This window comes from Stygiolobus sp. CP859M, from assembly GCF_037389975.1.
In the GTDB taxonomy this organism is placed as follows: domain Archaea; phylum Thermoproteota; class Thermoprotei_A; order Sulfolobales; family Sulfolobaceae; genus Stygiolobus.
The window spans coordinates 40,257-54,587 of sequence record NZ_JBBHKS010000005.1; the positions used below are offsets into that span (position 1 = coordinate 40,257).

Genomic DNA, 14,331 nt, shown 5'->3' on the forward strand with positions numbered 1-14,331 from the left:
ATGAGATTAAATAATCCTTACGGTAAAGTAGCGTTCTACCCAGGCTGTTCATTAGACGGAATGGGTAAGTCCTACGAAGTATCTTTAGCGTTGGTAGCTAAGGATCTTGGGCTTCAGTACGAGAAAATAGAGGATTACAACTGCTGTGGTGCACTAGAGGTCAAGAACGTAAATACTATGGCAGGATTACTGCTTCCAGCTAGGAACTTGTCTTTAGCAAGACAGATGGGAGCAGATGCTGTAATGTCTGCATGTCCAGGCTGTCATTATTCACTATCGAGAACCCATTATTACATGACTAAGTATCCAAAGTTAAGAGAAAAAGTGAACATGTACTTAGAGAAAATGGGTGAGAAGCCTTATGATCTACAATTGTTAATGATACATGCCGTAGAGTTTATTTACAATACTGTCGGTCCTGAAGGTGTAAAGAGTCTTGTAAAGAGACCACTAAACGGTCTAAAGGTAGCCCCATATTATGGCTGTCTATACGCAAGACCGAAGCAGTTCATCTTAACTGGATATATGAAGATCAAGGATGATCCTGAAAGACCGTTCTTCATGGACGAGTTATTAAAGGCTACTGGAGCTGAGGTAGTGCCGTTTGAAGCAAAGACAATGTGCTGTGGAGGTCCACATGTATATGCTGATCCAGATGTAGCTCTGAACTTAGAAGCGAGAATATTGAAGGAAGCAAGAAGGAACGGCGCTGAACTCCTAGTGGTGGACTGTCCATTAGGCGCTGTTGCTCTAGAGAATAATATGAACAAGATTGCCGCAAGATACGGTGAAGATCTGAGAATGCCTATAGCGTACTTCAGCCAGTTATTAGCGTTCGCATTTGGTCATTCACCTGACGAAGCGTTACTGACGGCTAATGTGACAAATCCGATGCAAGTTTTGAAGAGATTTATTTAAAGAGTTAACTTCTTTTTCCTTTTCCTCTTCTTCACTTAGCTCTTATTTTTCATGAATTCTCTTAACCATCCTAAAACCGCGTCGTCGTTATTTTCATGAAGATACTTAAAATATTTCTGCAGAAATTCCTGAGAGGATTTAGAAGTTATATAGGTCTTCCTCAAGCCCTCTAACGCGGTCGCTCTGTTTATCCTAAATGAATGTGTTATGCTTTTTCTTCCAGTGAACATAACTACTGTCGTTATCTTTTCCGTTATTATGATTCTAGCTATAGTGGAGGAGAGGAGCAGGAGTCTGAAGATTATTTCTTCTCTGTCGCACACTAAGCTGATTTTATCTTCCTCAAAGGTAGTGATGATGTTTTCGTTTCCCTTTTTCTTTACTATCTTAAATCCTTCCCTTTCAAGTTTTTTTCTTATTTCATCACTAAACTTCCCTGTTCTTAACAAGTCTTCCTCTTCAATGAGGATACCTTTAAACTCCACAACTTCTAATCTATTTGTTGAAATATGAAGATTTCGATTATTGGTATTATGGTCATTTTGGTATCTCTATTGACTTTGGCTAGCGTTTCATTAGGTTCTCAAGGAAGAATGATAAGTTTTGTTCAACAATGCGGGAGTAATATACTAGTAGTATATTCAAATGGAAGCGTTATGCTAGAAAATCCTTCCAGAGAAATCTTATTTATCACACAAATAAACTTTACGAGAATAATTGGGCTTTCTCAGCAGATAGTGTATCCTTGGGGGGTAAAACAATATCCTGAGAGCTTCCAGCACACCGTATTAATATTTCTTAACCAGTCTGGGTATTACGGTCTAATATTACCCTCTTTTTATTCAGCAGTATTCGTCCTTAACTCGACTAATATTACTTATACTCCTCCAATGTCTTTTCCTCTGACCGTAAAGAAGGTAATATATGTCTCGCCTTATTTTCCTAATATGACCGCTGAAATAATAAATAATTATTTAGTTCAATATAATAACTCGGAGGTCATAATATCGAGTTTATCGAACGCAGTGATAAATTCGTTGAACTTTTCCATTAACGATCTGAAGGTGTTCAAGAACGCCACAGTGGTTAATAATGTAATCTTGGATCGACAAGGTCACGTGATATATCCCTCTATATATAACTTGGGTTACTCTAACGTGACCTCTGTTTATTTCTATCAGGGCAACTATTTCTACGAGTGGAACTGTACTTTGTATGAAGATGGTACCGTAATTTACAGACTTAACTTCTCGTCCAGTATAACTAAAATTTACTCCTATAACGGTTCCCTATATGTTTTCCTCTCCAATGGATACTTATTGGATAATAAGCATCTAATCTATATAGGTAAATATTATAATTTTCTTGATAATCAATACGTGGTCATCAACAATACGGTCTACAGCCTTAACTTAGAAAAGTTAAGTCCTCAGTATAATTTTACTCCTATTTACTATTATGACGGGATCGTAATGGGCAATAATCTCTGTATGTTAGTGCCGAATAATATGACATTTGTTAGGGTTAGAGAAGTGGGTTTACCCCCTGAATCCATTTGGTTAATCAATGACAGCGGTATATTATATTATACTGATAAGTCCTCGGTGGAAGTTTTTAACCTTTCTAAGATGTTGTTTTATTCAGTACTACCTTACTATGTAGAATCTTATGGTAACTATACTGTATTATTTAGTCCCGTATATCAGCGCCTTAACCTAGAGCCCTCGGTAGTCCCCTTAAACCTTACAATCACATTATTTTATACTCCATTAGGTAATTATCGACTAACAATACACACTAATATTACATCATCATATACTACGATTGTACTCCCGGCAGGATATTATACAGTAACTTACGGAAATAGTAAGGTAGTGGTAAAACTGATAAATGGAAGTACCACCTTGCTTTTGACTGAGACTACGTACCATACTCCATGGGGGAGACCCCACAGAAGCTCAGACGCTTCCGCATTTGTATTAGCTTTAGCAGGAATAACCGTAATTATCATATTAATTTTGAGAAATATAATCAAAAGGTAATTATCACTCTAACAGCTATTAACTTAAAATACAAAGATTTAAATATGTGTATTTTAATTATATAATGTGATTAACTATGGAATTGGAAATAAGTAGGGTCAGATTACCTTCGGGAAAAGAAGTCGGTCTAGTAGAAGCCTTGAGTTTCTGTTATGACCTCTCGGATACTGATTTTCAAGTCCTTAAAGCACTACTAAATAGCGACGGGAAAAACGAAGATATGTTAGCTGAACAGCTGAAACTATCTAAGGCTTCCATAAATAGGAGCGTAAACAAGTTAGTATCTTTAGGTTTTGTCGAGAGGATGAAAGACTCTTCCTCTAAAGGAGGTAGACCTAGATACATTTACAAAGCAGTTCCCACAGAGAGATTAATGGAAAAGATCACAAATGATTTTAAGAGATGTGCTGAACTTTTCAGTAGTATTTTACCTAAGGAGTTAGAACGTTAAGAACAAATTAATTTATTCTCACATCCATTTTTACTTCTATGAAGAGTATTCTGATAACGGGTTTAGGTTTTTTGGCTACTAACGTAGCTTATTACCTTTCTCAGAACTACAAGGTGACAGTAACTTATAGGAATTTGAATCCCGTGAAAGAAGTATATGTTAAGACGTTAAGGGAAAAAAGCGTTGAAGTAATTCAGTTAGACGTATTGAAAGACATGGACAAGTTGAATAACGCTGTTAAAGAGCACGATCTCGTAGTTAACTTCATAGGAGAAATCAGCGGTAAACCTGAGGATTTGAGGCGATCTAATTATGAAGTCCCTACGAGAATAGCAGAAGTAGTTAGGCAATTTGGAAAGTTAATGATCCACACTAGTGCATCTACTTACGGTATTACGGGGTTTGTGAAAGTTGAAGAAAAGTTAGGAGATGGTCTGAAACCTCAGTCCGCCTTCGAGAAAACGAAGTTGGAGGGAGAACTTTCCGTATATAAGGTCCTAAGCGATAAGGTGTTTATATTTAGACCCACGCTGGTTTACGGTCGGTTTGCGGTCCACGTTCAATTTGTGACTATATATAAGTTAGTTAAAAGAGGGCTTCTTCCTGATATTAACATATCTTTTATGCCGATAAGTGCTAGATATATAGCTCAAGGAATTGGAGCTATAATTGAAGGTAAAAGTCCTTCCAAGAATTACTTTTATGTAACTGAATGCGAACCAATAAAGATCACGAGGTTATTCGAAATTTATGCTGAAGCATTAAATAGGAAGGTTTTGAAGATTAAAATCCCCACGTTTATCGCTAAGGCTGCTCTTCCCTCGGATGTAAGACAGTTACTAAAGTACTCCGGGACTATCTTTGACTGTTCTATATTTAGAGAAATTGTACCAAATTTACAGTTTGATAAACCTGAGCTTGTAGAGAACGCTAAGTTCTTGTCTGAACTTGATAGAGAGAGGAAGTTAATTCCAACGTGAATTAAGTAAAGTTTATATCTTGTTTCGAGATTATTATCATTGAAATGCCTCACATATACAGACATCAAATAGATAAAGACATGAGTTTAACATTTCAACCTAAGGGTGGTAATCCTACGTTGGCTCTCAATCTGGGAGGAATGTTCTTACACATTCCAGTGAAAGGAAAAATAGCACCCTATTTGTCGTACGCTAGTTCGAGTATAATGTTAGAACAAGGATTTAATTTTGAACATCATCAGTTCTTAGCGAGAGCTAAGGAAAGAAGAAAACAGCAGTTATGGGACTTTAACGTAACTTAAAGATTTTCATCAGCCCCGACGATCCACCTAAATAACGTTCAACGAACCTGAGGAACGCCTCCACGCTCCTCAGGTTAAGAGCCTCTATCAGCTCCCTGACAACGTTGACCATGATGGTGAAGATCGTGAGGTAACCCTGAAGCCTCTCTCTCCTCCAGAACGAAGAGTCCTCCAGTCCCAAGGCCTTCACGTCCCTGTGAAGCTTCTCGATCTCCCACCTCATCCTCCAAGCCTCCTCGATCTCCTCCTCGCTGAGTGAGAGATCGGTCGTGTAGAGGTATCTGACGTGTGTCCCGGAGTCACCTTTATATTCTTGGACTAGCAATTTTACCGTAATCACTTGGTCTCCCAGGGTCAAGCCGGCGTAGTAGACTCCGGGGGTATCTCACTCGGAGGTGTCCCTCCACCTCCTCGAGGGTCCCCCGGGCCGACTCGACCCTGAGCTTGGTTGGACTTGAGCTCAGACACCACGTTGTCCTTCACGAGCTTCTCTGACCAGTACCACGAGTCGAAGACTACCCTGGACACGCGGAAGTACCCCTTGAGCACGTCCAATATCTCCCTGGCCATCCCGATCTTGGTCTTGAACTCGTTGACCATCCCCAAGTCCAACATCTTCCTCACGGCGTAGGGGAAGGCTCCCACCATGAACGCCCTGCCCGTGGAGAGGTCCACTATGGCGACCGTGAGGAGCTGGACGCCCTTCTCGAACCTCCGGTGGGCGTGGCAGTAGATCCGGTAGTTCCCGTGGGGGCTCACGTCCTTTCCTCTGGAGTACTCCTTGTGGTCCACGGTGTCGTCTATGATGACGACAACCTCACCCTTCACCAGCCCCGACAGGACCTTCAAGTAGTCCCTCCACGCGTCTTCGAGTTCTCCCAACGCCTCCAGCAGGTTTGCGTAGTCCAACCCGAACGTCTCAGCAGCATTCTTCACGCTGGCCCTACCGCCTAGCAGGGTCATGAGGGCTAGTGCTAGTCCTACCCTCCTGCTCCTCTCGTTCCTCCTGATCACGCCCAGAACTTGGTTGACCGCCTTGACCAACCTCTCCTTAGCTAACTCGATTTGTCCTTTTCCGTTTGACATCTTTTCAGTATGAAGACGTCTAAAATTAAAAACTTCTCGCTAATACCGACTTCTTGGTATTACCTCCCTAAGATTCCCATAAATGCTGAAGAAAAGAAAGAAGGAATCGCTAATTTACCTAGGGCAGGGTCTAAAGGTACTAATCCTAAAGGAGCCAAAAGGCGTTGAATTCCTAAACCTTAAAATATTCTAAGTACTCTTCTGGAAGGCTACAACATGCGTCATACATAGGAAGATTAAATTCTTTCACAACCCTCGGTGATGGGTTGGCTATCCTTTGAACTAAACCTTTTTCTACCGAAACCTTGTCCAATTTATCTTTTATAGCATGAGGTCTCATACAACCCAAACTCACTCTGCCTTGCATTAATCTATTTCCCAACTCTATCATCTTTACCGTCTCTTCTACCTCAGGGACTCTAAATACCTGAGAAGGTGTACCCTTCGTGGGTATAAACACTAGGAAGTTAAGTAGATAAGGCTTAAAGGAGGAAGCTATCTTTATACTTTCAGCTACGTCATCGTTAGGTAGTCCAAGCATTATGTGAGGTACGATGTACCTAGGTCCGTAATCTATCAGCATCTCTAAGACTTTTAGATAATCTTCTCTGCTTCTCCCAGAGAGTCCTTTGGATTGGAAGGCTTTGGGAGAATAGGCGAACTCGTAGTCAACTATATCAACGGCATCTCTTAACTCTTCTATAGTGCTCTTGTCAAGGAGTCCAGGGTGGATGTTAAATATTATATCTGGGTTCTCCTTCTTTAACCTTTTCAGAACTGGTAAATAAGGTCTTATTTGTAGCTCTCCTTTTTTATTAAAACCCCCACTTATTAGAAAGCCTTTAACCCCTATCTCGTATCTCTTCTTAACGTATTTGTACATGGTTTCTGGAGTCATGGCCCCTTCCATGGAGCTTATGTACTTAGAAGTGCAGTAAAAACAATTGAGAGAGCAACTCCCCCCAGTTATGCTAAGGACGTTGAACTTCTTCAACGTGATGAAGCCGAGAACCACTTGTAATCCCTCAACGGTATATTATATAATTCTTTATCCAAGGGACTTTCATTATAATAAGGTCTATCACAAGAAGGACAACCGGAAGTAAGGAATGCTTCCTCACCATCTTTACCGGTGGATAGTTTATACCTCAAGGCTTGTATCCTTCGGTAGTACTCCAGCGAAGGTCTCTCCTTTTTTTCATATGGCGTCCCCTTTACTGGGGTAAAGGCGAAAAGGGCTACTTCAGCCCCAAGAGCGTAAAGCTCTTTCATAGTGTTAACCATCTCTTCCTCACTCTCTCCCAGACCTACTATGAGATGGACGTAAACATGTCTGCGACCGAATACGTCGACAGCATCCTTTATAAAATCCATGTACCGCTCGTAAGAATAAGGTTTCCTAACTTCTCTCCACATCGATTTAACTGTGTCTAAGCCGACGCCCAGATAATCAATCCCTATTTCTTTTAATTTAATTAAGTACTGTTTGTCTACGGGGGTTATTGTAACAGACTTGCGTTTAGAGTCTATTTTTGACATAATCTCGATAACCTCGTCTTCGAACTTCTCCTTAATCACCGTTTGTAAACAAACTCTAGCAAAGCTATTTAGCAAGTCTTTAATCTCTTCCAGTTCCATTGGATACCACTTTACCCTAGAAAGGTAAGTCTTGTCAGCATTGCTTAACATTGACTGAGTGCAGAATTTACATGAGGCATTACACCCACCGCTCTGAAGTAAGTATGCAGTGTTGCTTAGTTTAATGCCTTTCTTTATGAAGTAATAAGTCCCAGCTGAGACCAGTACTTTCATGCAAACATCCTCCTCCTGATCTCTTTTGCATCTTCATCACTTAGGTCGAATCTTAGGACTTCGGCTATTTCGTCAATATGTTTTTTGTTTGCCGATTTAGGTATCGGGATGGCGTTTTTCTTCAAATATGCTAACGCTATTTGAGCCACGGTTTTTCCGTATTTCTGTGCTATGTCAGACAATATGGTCTCAGTTGCTATTCGCCCTTGACCCAGTGGAGAATAAGCTATTATCATGATCCCGTTCTTTTTAGCGAATGGTATTATGTCTCTTTCTGGGGAGAGGTCGTATATGCTATATTCTATTTCGTCGGCAACTATCTCGTATTTCCTAGTTAACGTTATAGCCTCCTTTAGTAAGTTTAGGTCGAAATTACTTACTCCTATACACCTAACTATTCCCTTATCAACTAACTCTTCCATTGCGGCGAGTGTTTCTGAGAGCTTAATTGAAGGGTTAGGCCAATGGATGAGGTATAGATCGATGTATTTAGTGTTCAGACGTTTAAGGCTATTGGTAGCGGACTTGATTACGTCGTCGTACTTCAAGTGGTTGTTCCAGACTTTAGTTATTATGAAAACGTCGTCCCTTTGAAAGCGTAAAACTGCCTTCCCTACTAGTTCCTCGGTATGTCCCCCTCCGTACATCTCTGCAGTATCGATGACATTAATTCCCTTTGATATAGCGTAGGAGATAGCTTCGATGTATTTATCGTCGTTTGAGTAATCGGCCGTCCAGAAGCCTCCTCCCATCTTCCATGTACCTAGACCAATTTCACTGACCTTCTTATCACATAATTCCGTCAAAAGTTCTCACCAATTCCCATATTGACTCTAGATATGAGGGATGAGGAAACTGAAAGTCTAGGAGAGAACTTATACTTATTCCGAATTTCATCGCAATCCCTATAATTGTTATGATTTCTTCGGCTCTCTCAGAAAACACTACGGCACCGACTATCTTTCCTCCTTCCTCACAAATCTTCAAGAACCCCTCTGTTTCTTTCTCAGCTATAGCCCTAGGTAATGTGACCATGTCAATTTTCTTACAATTTCCAGTTGTTTTGCCGATATATGCTATTTGAGGCATTGTGTATATTACTTTAGGTACAACTGATCCGTCATATGCTTTCCTTTTGCCTACTGAGTTCAGTGCAGCGGTTACCCCCTTGTGAATCGCTTCATGTGCGGTAAATGATCCGGTGACGTCTCCCGCAGCATAAACGTTTTTGAGAGAGGTCTCCATATATTCGTTTACCAAAAGCCATTTATCGCTCCTCAATTCTTCAAATCCCTCTAAATTGGGTTTTCTGCCGAAACTCAGAAGAACGAAGTCTCCTTCTATCTTTTCCCCCTTAGATGTGATCACCTCGTTTCCCTCAATTTTAGCCTCTACTCCCATGTGGAGTTTAAACCCCAGTTTCGAGAAGTAACTAGTTATACTTTTCCTTAAGTCTGGGTCATGTTTAGGGAGAAGTAAATCCTCTCTTTCTACTATGTGGACTTCCTTTCCTATCATTCTAAGGAGCCATCCGTATTCTACTCCTCCTACTCCTCCCCCGACTATTACAACTCTGTTGAAATCTTTATCTAGATATGGAAGGTCGTCTGAAGCTAACGCTCCAGAGGGCTTTTTAGTCCCGGTAGCTATCATTACCTTTTCTGAGTTAAGAGTTTGTCCGTTAACCTCGATTTTCCCCCCTTTTAACGACGCCTTTCCATGTATAACGTCAATATCGTGGCTTTCTAATGCGTATTCCATGCCTTTTGAGATTCGGTTTATTGCGTCCTTAGCAAGTTTAGTGAGTTCTAAGTAGCTGAAGTTCAAAGTTTTTCCTATTCTACCTAGAGAATAAGCTAGAGCCATAGGGTGGAGCATCGCTTTAGACGGAATACAGCCGAACAATACACAAGTCCCACCCAACTTGTCCCTCTCTTCAACCACTGTTACTTTCTCCCCTAAAGAAGCAGCTGTTAGAGCTGCGTAGAATCCAGCTGGTCCTGAACCTACTATCGTTATCATAGATTAATTATACTGCTTACACCTAAAATAACTTGTATGAGATTGGTCATAGAGGGTGGAAATTCTGGAGACAGACAAATGGCTTTGGACGAGACGATGTTAATACTTCTAGATAGGAATATTATTCCTGAGACCCTTAGGCTTTGGAATTTTTCTCCCACAACATTATCCATAGGGAGGTTTTTAGCGGTTAGAGATTGGGTTAACGAAGACCTCCTCAGAAGATATTCGATACCTTTGGTGAGGCGGTTCACCGGAGGAGGTCCTGCACTACATGACGAAAAGGGGGAGATAACGTGGACGGTCGTACTCAAAATGAACGATATGATGAAAGCTTATAAAATAGTTGCTGACGGTCTCATCTCAGCTATTAAAGAGTTCGGTTTGAAAGGAGAGTTTACGCCGATAAACGACGTGGTGATAGAGGGAAAAAAGGTTGTAGGTATGGCTGGTGCCCTGAAGAAGAGTGCTGTAGTTGTTCACGGGACTTTCATGTTTGATACTAACCTCGAGTTAATGGATGTGATAAAAGTCCCTAAAGTGAAAGAAGTTGATAGGGGAAAGCCTAAAACAAGAGTAACTACTATATCTGCTATTTTAGGCGAAAAGATAAGTAGGGAAAAAGCTCTGAATGCCTTGATTAAAGGATTCTCCGAGGTGTTTAAACTAGAGGAAGGGGAACTAACTGAGATCGAATATGAAATATCAAATCAGCTGACGTGGAAGTATACTAATCCCAACTGGACTTATGTTAGGTGAGAAGATGTGTGAGGTCTCCTTTAGGTCTAGGCAAGGTAAAACTGTAATTGTGAGAGTTTACGGTGATAAGGTGGAGATAACTGGGGATTTCTTCACTTCAGAGGAGGAGTTAGAAAAACTGGAGAAATGTTTATCGAGAGGAGAGAAAAACTGTAAGGCGGTTATCTTAGGCGTTGAAATAAGTGAGTTATATAGTGCCATAGAGGAGTGTAGGAGAACTTCATCTTAATTAGTAGGCACAGTGTTAGAATAATTCCTACATAACTTTATAACTCGTAGATTTAGATATATCTAAGTATGTCAACCTACGATCTTAAATATGCTTATAGGGCTTTAGTAACTCTGGCACCGCTAGCTGTAGCTGTTTTGTATACTGAGGGGATGTTAATTCCAGCATTGCCTTCAATTGCAAGTGAGTTTGGGGTTTCCTCTGCTACCGTTAGTTGGGTATTGTCTATATATCTGTTAACTGGTACGGTGATGAATCCTATAGCGGGTAAACTGGGTGACATATTTGGTAAGAAGAGGGTATTGGAGATAGTAATATGGATTTACGCACTTGGAGTGACGCTAACGGGTTTTTCGCCTAATTTTACGGCTCTCTTGATTTTCAGAGCAATTCAAGGTTTAGGTTTAGCCATGTTCCCCTTGGCATTCAGCCTTATTAGAGAGGAATTCCCTCCTAATCTCGTTCCTAAAGCACAAGGCTTGGTAAGCGCTATGTTCGGCATAGGAAGTGCCATAGCCTTACCGTTAGGAGGTTACATAGCGCAGAACTTTGGTTGGCAGTATACATATCATACGGTTATCCCAGTAGTAATAACATTAGCTCTCTTAATTCATTTCTTCATCAGGGAATCTAAAGTGAGGCTAGAAGCTAGGATAGACTATTTAGGAGTAATTCTGTTAGGATCAGCTTTGGGAACGTTGATATTTGGACTAACCGAAGCTCCGAATTACGGATGGACTTCATTAGAAACACTAGGTTCAGTCATTACATCTCTAGTTCTATTCACGGCATTCTTTTATGAAGAAAAGGTTTCATTATCTCCGCTAATGCCATTAAGTCTAATGAAGAGGAGAAACGTTTTAGTCGCCAATATAGCTGCTATAGTAGCTGGTTTTGCCTTATTTATGGCTTATCAAACACTCACGTATTTACTAGAAGAACCCAAGCCTGAGGGTTTTGACTTAGATATTCTGTCTACTGGATTATGGCTACTTCCTTTAGCCTTAATTCAGATGGTAGGTAGTGTATCTGCTGGTCGGTTTATATCTAAGAAAGGCCCGAGGCCAGTCTTGATATTTGGTTCTTTCTTGCTCATTCCTTCTTACTTAATCCTTTCGTTAATTATAGGGAAGAGTGGATTGGAGACTATAATACTATTTGCTTCAATCTCCAACTTGGCTGCTGCCCTCCTGAACGTGTCCCTGATTAACATTCTTGTCTTCTCAGTGGAGAGACAATACTTGGGTATAGCGACCTCTTTAAACACGGTGTTCAGGCTTTTGGGCGGGGCTGTGGGACCTGCTGTAGCTGGAGCTATAATGGGGACTTATGAAACAAGTATAGTTTATCCAATCGTGATAAATGGTCAAATAAGTTACATGCCGGTAATGATTCCGTCTGATTTCAGCTTCTCTCTAAATTATTTAATAGCAATGGGCATAGCTATAATGATGAGTGCCCTATCTTTAACGTCTAGGAATATACAATTAGGACAAAGAGCTACAAAAGAAGCAATAAAAGAGTAAAAGCCAAAATGGTTTTTGAATATTATCTCAGCCTTTAACCTTTTTAACTTGTTCCATCGCCCACATCATCGGACAATATCCACCGCACATAGTACAAGCTTTTACCTTAGGTTTTCCGAACTGTGTATATACTCTATAAGCGTTATCTGGATCTATGGCTGAGATATCATTTTGTCCCATTCTAACCTACCTCTGTACGTACTTACCTTGTCGTCCCACTTTCTAGCTTTTTTACCGAGTTTTACGATATCACCCACATGAGCTGCTATTCTATAAGCTATTGCACCCTCTTCGACTTGTTTGACCGTAGGTAGGCTTAAATGTTCTGCAGGAGTTAAGTAACATAATAGATCAGCGCCAGCAGAGGCAGCAAGACCAGCACCTATAGCTGATGCAATATGATCATAAGGAGCTGCTACGTCTGTAGGTAAGGGTCCCAATACATAATACGGTACTCCACCTGTCAGCTTCTTCATTAGCTTTACATCCCATACGACTTCGTTAAGCGGTATATGTCCAGGTCCTTCAACCATGACTTGGACACCTTTACTTATTGCGTCTTTTACCAGTCTACTTGTTTCTATTAGCTCACTTACTTGAAACTCGTCATGTGCATCTGCTGTAGCCCCAGGCCTTAGCGCATCTCCTAACGAAATCGTAGCGTCATATTCCTTAAACATCTCAAGTATATAATTCCAATTTATTCTATAAGGATTTTCAGAATCATTATGTATCATCCATCCGGCTATCATATCACCCCCTCTCGAGACTATCGGTATCATTCTTCTACTCTTTAGGGCTCTAATAGCGAGGTCTTTCGTAATGCCAGCGTGTATGGTCATGAATGCTACTCCATCTCTCAGTTGCTTTTCGACAGTATTCAATAGGTCGTCTTCCGTGAAATAAGCTCCTCCAGACCTCTTCTTGAACGACTCTATGAATACTTGGTAAATCGGAACGGTTCCTACGGGGATTTCGCTGTGCTGGATAATTGTCCTCCTGATCTCGTCCATATCTCCGCCAGTCGATAAATCCATAAGTGTGTCCCCCAATTTGTTAGCTATTTTTACCTTCTCTAACTCCATTTCCACACTTACTACTTCACTGGAAGTACCTATGTTTACATTGATCTTTGTTGTAATACCCTTACCTACAGCTATTAACCTCTTGCTTGGTTTTTTCACGTTTCTTATCAATATTATCTTTCCATCGGCAATTCTTCTTCTTACCTTTTCTGGAGAGATTAGTTCTAACTTTGATATGGCTTTCATCTCGTCTGTGATATTACCTCTCTTTGCTTCTTCGATTATCGACATAAGTATGAATTGGAATAATTAACTTATAAATATTATTATATTCTAAAACAAATAAATATATAGATTAAATAAAAAATCTATTAGAAAGCTTAAAATTTTATTAGTAATCAAGTTTTTCCTAACCTAATTCCCACTCTTTCTTGTTAAAATTCTCGGTTAGAAATTCCTTAATTTTACCAAATACTAGAGGCATAAGGATTATCAATTTATCGGAGAATAGAGTATACCTCTTTACCTTTAGAACGACAATATAACCGATTCTCCCCTTCCTCAAGACAAATACTGAAATAAATGCCCTTACTTTCAACTTTCCTATTAGGAGTAAGGATTCTAAGTCTGCCCTATAAGGAGATATTCTGGCTGTTCCCTTTCTGAGTCTTATAATGGTCGAATCACTGTTGTGATATTCGATATCGTCCCAACTGGCCAATAAGTTAGAGGCGTAGGATGACCAACTAAGATAAATCTTCTCATTTAGATTCGCAAAATACCCCCAAGAAAGCGGTATCATAGATGCTAACAAAGTGTATTTTATGATACTATGCTCCATCAGTAAAGAGAGCAATAAGTAAACAATTGTGAGGATTATGTACTTTCTCTCGTTCAATAGATACGTTAACAAGACACCGAGGAAGTAGTTCATAGGGATCAATAATAGAATTGAGTACTCAAACAGCTTCTCGGTTACTACTAAAATGGTAACAAATGACACAATTAAGAACGTTAATAGATAGAAAATTTTTCCTCTCAGTTTCTTATATTTTTCTACTATTTCTTTAGCGTCTTCATATATTGGTTTTAAGTTCTTTATCGATTCAGTGAATTCACGTTTACTTAACGATATGTCCTTATCTGAGATTATATTCCACGGGATTTCCATGAATACTA

Annotated in this window: 15 protein-coding genes and 2 pseudogenes; 9 read left to right on the forward strand and 8 right to left on the reverse strand. The window is 40.1% G+C overall.

All coding sequences use genetic code 11. The annotated features are described in order from the left end of the window. Positions 1-918, forward strand: coding sequence for a CoB--CoM heterodisulfide reductase iron-sulfur subunit B family protein (locus tag WIW72_RS00840; RefSeq protein WP_337702470.1), 918 nt, complete (start codon positions 1-3; stop codon positions 916-918). Positions 919-953: 35 nt separating this feature from the next. Here the strand turns inward: WIW72_RS00840 and WIW72_RS00845 are convergent, their stop codons facing one another. Further along, a complete protein-coding gene (locus tag WIW72_RS00845; protein WP_337702280.1) occupies positions 954-1,403 on the reverse strand; it encodes a hypothetical protein in 450 nt (149 codons plus the stop codon). Positions 1,404-1,427: 24 nt separating this feature from the next. Between WIW72_RS00845 and WIW72_RS00850 the strand changes: the two genes are divergently transcribed. The 4 genes from WIW72_RS00850 to WIW72_RS00865 all read left to right on the forward strand — a co-directional run bounded on the left by WIW72_RS00850 (position 1,428) and on the right by WIW72_RS00865 (position 4,693). Continuing rightward, positions 1,428-2,960, forward strand: coding sequence for a hypothetical protein (locus WIW72_RS00850; RefSeq protein WP_337721212.1), 1,533 nt, complete (start codon positions 1,428-1,430; stop codon positions 2,958-2,960). A 76-nt stretch (positions 2,961-3,036) separates the two neighbouring features. Then, positions 3,037-3,411, forward strand: a complete 375-nt coding sequence (gene lrs14 / locus WIW72_RS00855; protein ID WP_337702276.1) for an HTH-type transcriptional regulator Lrs14 — start codon at positions 3,037-3,039, stop codon at positions 3,409-3,411. Between the two features lie 38 nt (positions 3,412-3,449). Next, the gene (locus WIW72_RS00860; RefSeq protein WP_337702274.1) at positions 3,450-4,391 is read left to right on the forward strand and encodes an NAD-dependent epimerase/dehydratase family protein; all 942 of its coding nucleotides are present in this window, start codon (positions 3,450-3,452) and stop codon (positions 4,389-4,391) included. 44 nt (positions 4,392-4,435) lie between these two features. Further along, a complete protein-coding gene (locus WIW72_RS00865) occupies positions 4,436-4,693 on the forward strand; it encodes a hypothetical protein (protein ID WP_337702272.1) in 258 nt (85 codons plus the stop codon). Here the strand turns inward: WIW72_RS00865 and WIW72_RS00870 are convergent. Continuing rightward, positions 4,680-5,779, reverse strand: a pseudogene (locus WIW72_RS00870) (transposase). The gene WIW72_RS00865 and the pseudogene WIW72_RS00870 overlap by 14 nt on opposite strands. A gap of 9 nt (positions 5,780-5,788) precedes the next feature. On the opposite strand from WIW72_RS00870, the gene WIW72_RS00875 reads away from it, so the two are divergent. Next, a complete protein-coding gene (locus WIW72_RS00875) occupies positions 5,789-5,947 on the forward strand; it encodes a hypothetical protein (RefSeq protein WP_337702979.1) in 159 nt (52 codons plus the stop codon). Positions 5,948-5,951: 4 nt separating this feature from the next. Here the strand turns inward: WIW72_RS00875 and WIW72_RS00880 are convergent, their stop codons facing one another. The 4 genes from WIW72_RS00880 to WIW72_RS00895 are packed head-to-tail and all read right to left on the reverse strand — an operon-like array spanning position 5,952 to position 9,613. Next, positions 5,952-6,794: a radical SAM protein gene (locus WIW72_RS00880; RefSeq protein WP_337702977.1), complete on the reverse strand. Its 843-nt coding sequence runs from the start codon at positions 6,792-6,794 to the stop codon at positions 5,952-5,954. Next, positions 6,770-7,591 (reverse strand): radical SAM protein, encoded by an 822-nt coding sequence (locus tag WIW72_RS00885; RefSeq protein ID WP_337702975.1) that lies wholly within the window; start codon positions 7,589-7,591, stop codon positions 6,770-6,772. Before WIW72_RS00885 ends, WIW72_RS00880 begins: the two co-directional genes overlap by 25 nt. After that, a complete protein-coding gene (locus WIW72_RS00890) occupies positions 7,588-8,397 on the reverse strand; it encodes an aldo/keto reductase (protein ID WP_337702973.1) in 810 nt (269 codons plus the stop codon). The genes WIW72_RS00885 and WIW72_RS00890 overlap by 4 nt, the downstream gene beginning before the upstream one ends. Further along, positions 8,381-9,613, reverse strand: coding sequence for a dihydrolipoyl dehydrogenase family protein (locus tag WIW72_RS00895; protein ID WP_337702972.1), 1,233 nt, complete (start codon positions 9,611-9,613; stop codon positions 8,381-8,383). Before WIW72_RS00895 ends, WIW72_RS00890 begins: the two co-directional genes overlap by 17 nt. 36 nt (positions 9,614-9,649) lie before the next feature. On the opposite strand from WIW72_RS00895, the gene WIW72_RS00900 reads away from it, so the two are divergent. From WIW72_RS00900 to WIW72_RS00910, 3 genes are all read left to right on the forward strand, one after another. After that, positions 9,650-10,372, forward strand: coding sequence for a lipoate--protein ligase family protein (locus WIW72_RS00900; RefSeq protein ID WP_337702970.1), 723 nt, complete (start codon positions 9,650-9,652; stop codon positions 10,370-10,372). A gap of 4 nt (positions 10,373-10,376) precedes the next feature. Beyond that, positions 10,377-10,601: a hypothetical protein gene (locus tag WIW72_RS00905; protein WP_337702968.1), complete on the forward strand. Its 225-nt coding sequence runs from the start codon at positions 10,377-10,379 to the stop codon at positions 10,599-10,601. 68 nt (positions 10,602-10,669) lie between these two features. Beyond that, positions 10,670-12,127: an MFS transporter gene (locus WIW72_RS00910; protein ID WP_337702966.1), complete on the forward strand. Its 1,458-nt coding sequence runs from the start codon at positions 10,670-10,672 to the stop codon at positions 12,125-12,127. 27 nt (positions 12,128-12,154) lie between these two features. On the opposite strand, the pseudogene thiC reads toward WIW72_RS00910, so the two are convergent. Continuing rightward, positions 12,155-13,443: pseudogene (thiC, locus tag WIW72_RS00915) on the reverse strand (phosphomethylpyrimidine synthase ThiC). 118 nt (positions 13,444-13,561) lie between these two features. Then, a complete protein-coding gene (locus tag WIW72_RS00920) occupies positions 13,562-14,323 on the reverse strand; it encodes a hypothetical protein (RefSeq protein ID WP_337702964.1) in 762 nt (253 codons plus the stop codon). Between the last annotated feature and the right edge of the window lie 8 nt (positions 14,324-14,331).

Bases quoted from the DNA above. Each gene is read 5' to 3' on its own strand.
- WIW72_RS00840 (WP_337702470.1), top strand. From the start codon at position 1: ATGAGATTAAATAATCCTTACGGTAAAGTAGCGTTCTACCCAGGCTGT.
- WIW72_RS00850 (WP_337721212.1), top strand. From the start codon at position 1,428: ATGAAGATTTCGATTATTGGTATTATGGTCATTTTGGTATCTCTATTG.
- lrs14 (WP_337702276.1), top strand. From the start codon at position 3,037: ATGGAATTGGAAATAAGTAGGGTCAGATTACCTTCGGGAAAAGAAGTC.
- WIW72_RS00860 (WP_337702274.1), top strand. From the start codon at position 3,450: ATGAAGAGTATTCTGATAACGGGTTTAGGTTTTTTGGCTACTAACGTA.
- WIW72_RS00865 (WP_337702272.1), top strand. From the start codon at position 4,436: ATGCCTCACATATACAGACATCAAATAGATAAAGACATGAGTTTAACA.
- WIW72_RS00875 (WP_337702979.1), top strand. From the start codon at position 5,789: ATGAAGACGTCTAAAATTAAAAACTTCTCGCTAATACCGACTTCTTGG.
- WIW72_RS00885 (WP_337702975.1), bottom strand. From the start codon at position 7,591: ATGAAAGTACTGGTCTCAGCTGGGACTTATTACTTCATAAAGAAAGGC.
- WIW72_RS00895 (WP_337702972.1), bottom strand. From the start codon at position 9,613: ATGATAACGATAGTAGGTTCAGGACCAGCTGGATTCTACGCAGCTCTA.
- WIW72_RS00900 (WP_337702970.1), top strand. From the start codon at position 9,650: ATGAGATTGGTCATAGAGGGTGGAAATTCTGGAGACAGACAAATGGCT.
- WIW72_RS00905 (WP_337702968.1), top strand. From the start codon at position 10,377: ATGTGTGAGGTCTCCTTTAGGTCTAGGCAAGGTAAAACTGTAATTGTG.
- WIW72_RS00910 (WP_337702966.1), top strand. From the start codon at position 10,670: ATGTCAACCTACGATCTTAAATATGCTTATAGGGCTTTAGTAACTCTG.
- WIW72_RS00920 (WP_337702964.1), bottom strand. From the start codon at position 14,323: ATGGAAATCCCGTGGAATATAATCTCAGATAAGGACATATCGTTAAGT.